Origin of the sequence: Candidatus Cryosericum odellii, from assembly GCF_003570935.1 — a bacterium.
In the GTDB taxonomy this organism is placed as follows: domain Bacteria; phylum Caldisericota; class Caldisericia; order Cryosericales; family Cryosericaceae; genus Cryosericum; species Cryosericum odellii.
In genome coordinates this window covers 1-3,074 of sequence record NZ_QXIU01000196.1, presented here as the reverse complement: position 1 = coordinate 3,074, position 3,074 = coordinate 1, and the positions used below count along the sequence as shown (strand labels likewise).

At 59.5% G+C, this 3,074-nt stretch carries 4 protein-coding genes; all 4 read left to right on the top strand.

What is annotated here, in order from left to right; translation table 11 throughout:
- Positions 1–1,194: NADPH-dependent glutamate synthase (gltA, locus tag SMC5_RS07895; protein WP_119120273.1), on the top strand; the 1,194-nt coding region annotated here is incomplete at its 5' end.
- Positions 1,195–1,255: 61 nt separating this feature from the next.
- Positions 1,256–1,849: a phosphatase PAP2 family protein gene (locus SMC5_RS07890; RefSeq protein ID WP_165848318.1), complete on the top strand. Its 594-nt coding sequence runs from the start codon at positions 1,256–1,258 to the stop codon at positions 1,847–1,849.
- A 110-nt stretch (positions 1,850–1,959) separates the two neighbouring features.
- Complete coding sequence (locus SMC5_RS07885; protein WP_165849033.1) at positions 1,960–2,667, top strand: class I SAM-dependent methyltransferase; 708 nt, start codon at positions 1,960–1,962, stop codon at positions 2,665–2,667.
- Positions 2,668–2,685: 18 nt separating this feature from the next.
- Positions 2,686–3,074: CBS domain-containing protein (locus SMC5_RS07880; RefSeq protein ID WP_119120271.1), on the top strand; the 389-nt coding region annotated here is incomplete at its 3' end.

The window sequence follows — 3,074 nt, the reverse complement described above, 5'->3', positions numbered from 1 at the left end:
ATAGGAATCATCAAGCAGACCAATCTGCTGCCGGCGGTCTGCGGGCGTGTGTGCCCCCAGGAAGAACAGTGCCAGAAGAACTGCACGGTAGGCAAGGCACACCGGGACGTCGGGCAGGCTGTACAAATCGGCAAGCTGGAACGATTCCTGGCCGACTGGGAACGGGAGAACCACGCAGCAGTCATCCCCCAGATTTCACCTTCGACCGGCAAGCGAGTGGCCGTCATCGGCAGTGGTCCCGCAGGACTCACCGTGGCCGGCGACCTCATCAAGCTGGGGCACGCCGTCACCGTGTTCGAAGCGCTGCACATGCCGGGAGGCGTCCTGGGATATGGCATCCCCGAGTTCCGTCTGCCAAAGGAGATCGTCTACCAGGAGGTTGCCTACCTGACCAGGCTCGGCGTCGATTTCCAGTACAACATGGTCATCGGCAAATCTCTCACGGTCGACGAAGTGCGCAAGGACTACGACGTCATTTTCATCGGGAGTGGCGCCGGGCTTCCCAATTTCCTGCACATCCCGGGCGAGAACCTGCTTGGCGTGTATTCCGCCAACGAGTACCTGACACGCACCAACCTCATGCACGCCTACGACGAGAACTCTGACACTCCCATCCTGCGTGGTAAGTCTGTGGCGGTCCTCGGCGGCGGCAATGTCGCCATGGACTCGGCCCGGACGGCGCTGCGGCTGGGAGCCCTCAGGGTCATGGTCATCTATCGACGCTCGGAGGAGGAAATGCCCGCTCGCAAAGAAGAATATCACCATGCAATCCAGGAGGGAGTCGAGTTCCATTTTCTCCAGAACCCTGTGGAGATCCTCGGCAATGGTGAGGGATGGGTCACCGGCCTGACTGTGCAGCAGATGCAGCTCGGGGAACCGGACGCTTCTGGTCGCAGGCGCCCCCTGCCCATAGCCGGCCAGACCAGCAATGTCCCTGCGGACGTTGTCGTCGTAGCTATCGGCAACGACCCCAATCCACTGATCCCCGCCGCCCTCCCGGGTCTGCAAGTGAACAAGCACGGGGGCATCATCACCGACGAAGACACCATGGAGACGTCGGTTCCGGGAGTCTTCGCGGGTGGCGACATCGTGCTGGGCGCTGCGACAGTCATCCTGGCCATGGGCCAGGGCCGCAAGGCTGCACGTGCCATCCACGCATGGCTCATGAGAACCACCGAGACGGCCAGACGCTAGACCAGGCTTACGTATGGACAAACTGCGAAGATTCATGAAAGAGAACTGGTGGAGATACCTGATGAACATCGTTCTCGCCGGCGGTGTCTACTGGTCCTCGACCTGGTACACCATGACCAACCATACGACCGCGAACGTGCACGTCTTGCAAACGGCCTTCGATCGGTGGGTCCCGGTCATCCCCCAATTCATCGTCCCGTACAACTGGCTGGAACCCGTCCTCTACTTCTGTCTCCTGTTCTTCTTCGTCTTCCATCCGAAGATCTTCACGGCATTCGGCGTCGCCTTCATCGCCATCCAGGCTATCAGCAACGGCGTCTACATCGTATTTCAGACGTACGTACCCCGCCCGACCAACCTGGTCGCCGGTAGCAGCAGGTACGTCGACGCACTGCTAGCCGTTTATCTCCACGACAACCCTTACAACTGCTTCCCATCGCTGCACTGTGGCCTGTCTGCTCTTGCCGCAAGCTTCTGGTGGGTCAAGAGGCGCTACCGTCCCGTCGCCTGGCTGATGACGATTTTTGCCGTGGTCACGGTCGTGGCGACTCAGGTCCTCAAGCAGCATGTTATCGCGGACACCGTCGGCAGCCTGCTCGCCATTGCGCTGTACCTTCTGGCCTATCACATCTTCAACCTGAAGACGGAACACTGAGTCTCCGCTGGTCAGACGATCTATAATAGTACCACCTGCATTCCTCTGTCTTGCATTCCTGCCTGTCTCGCAGAGAATGAATGGAGAGGATTTTCTCCAGGAGGTGCCACATGGCAGATGACGCATTGTTCGACAGCAGGGCCGACACTTATGACAACTGGTACATGACACCCTTGGGTGCCTACGAGGATGAGCTCGAAAACGCACTGGTCTTCAAGCATGTGGGTGTCGTGCGAGGCAAGACCGTCCTGGACGTCGGATGTGGCACCGGACTGTACAGTATCCGGTTGTCCGAAAGTGGCGCCGACGTTACTGCCGTCGATATCTCCTCGAAGATGATCGAGATAGCACGCCGCAAGGCCAAAGACCGCGGTCAGTACATCTGGTATGACCAAGCCGACATGGCCAAACTCCCCTACGAAAACAGGACCTTCGATATGGTCGTGTCGATTACTGCGCTCGAGTTTGCCGCGGACCCGCTGCCGGTTCTCATGGAAATGGCCCGGGTACTACGACCAGGTGGCAAGCTGGTCATCGGCGTCCTCAACAACGATTCTCCATGGGCCGACGCTCGCCGCGAACACGCCAAACGCGAGGAGTCCATCTACGGGACAGCCCATTTTTTCTCGTCGTCCGACCTGCGCTTGCTGTTCCACCGGACGGGTACCTTTGGCGCCCTGACGATGGAAAGCTGCATCTATACGTTTCCTGACGTGGACGAGTTTCAGGACAGCACCGCCTCGCGGCAGGAGTTCTTCGGTCGCATGTTCAGGCCGCTGACCGGTGCATTCCTGGTCGCCACCGCGCGTAAGCGCTAGGGTCTCGGGGAGAAACTGATGCTTGTCCGTGACTACATGACACACGACCTTGTGACAGTCGAGCCCGAATCACGGTTGTCCGACGCTCTCAAAACTATGCGCACGCACAACATTCACCGTCTTCCTGTCATCGAAGACAATCTGCTGATCGGCATCGTCTCCGAGAAGGACCTGCTGTATGCGCTGCCCTCTGCGGACCGACCCATCAGCTGGGTGGAGGCCAGCGCCCAGGCCGCTGCCCTGCCTGTGCGTCAGATCATGCAGCAGGACCTGGTCACGGTCGGTCCTGACTGTCCCGTCGAGTTGGCTGCTGCGACCATGGCTGACCACAAGATCGGCGCATTGCCCGTCGTGAGCCCTCCAGAGTCGCGTACGCTTGTGGGGATCATCACCGAGACGGACATCTT

What these genes read in the sequence shown, in the direction of transcription:
- SMC5_RS07890 (WP_165848318.1), top strand. Translation starts at nt 1,256, where the DNA reads ATGAACATCGTTCTCGCCGGCGGTGTCTACTGGTCCTCGACCTGGTAC.
- SMC5_RS07885 (WP_165849033.1), top strand. Translation starts at nt 1,960, where the DNA reads ATGGCAGATGACGCATTGTTCGACAGCAGGGCCGACACTTATGACAAC.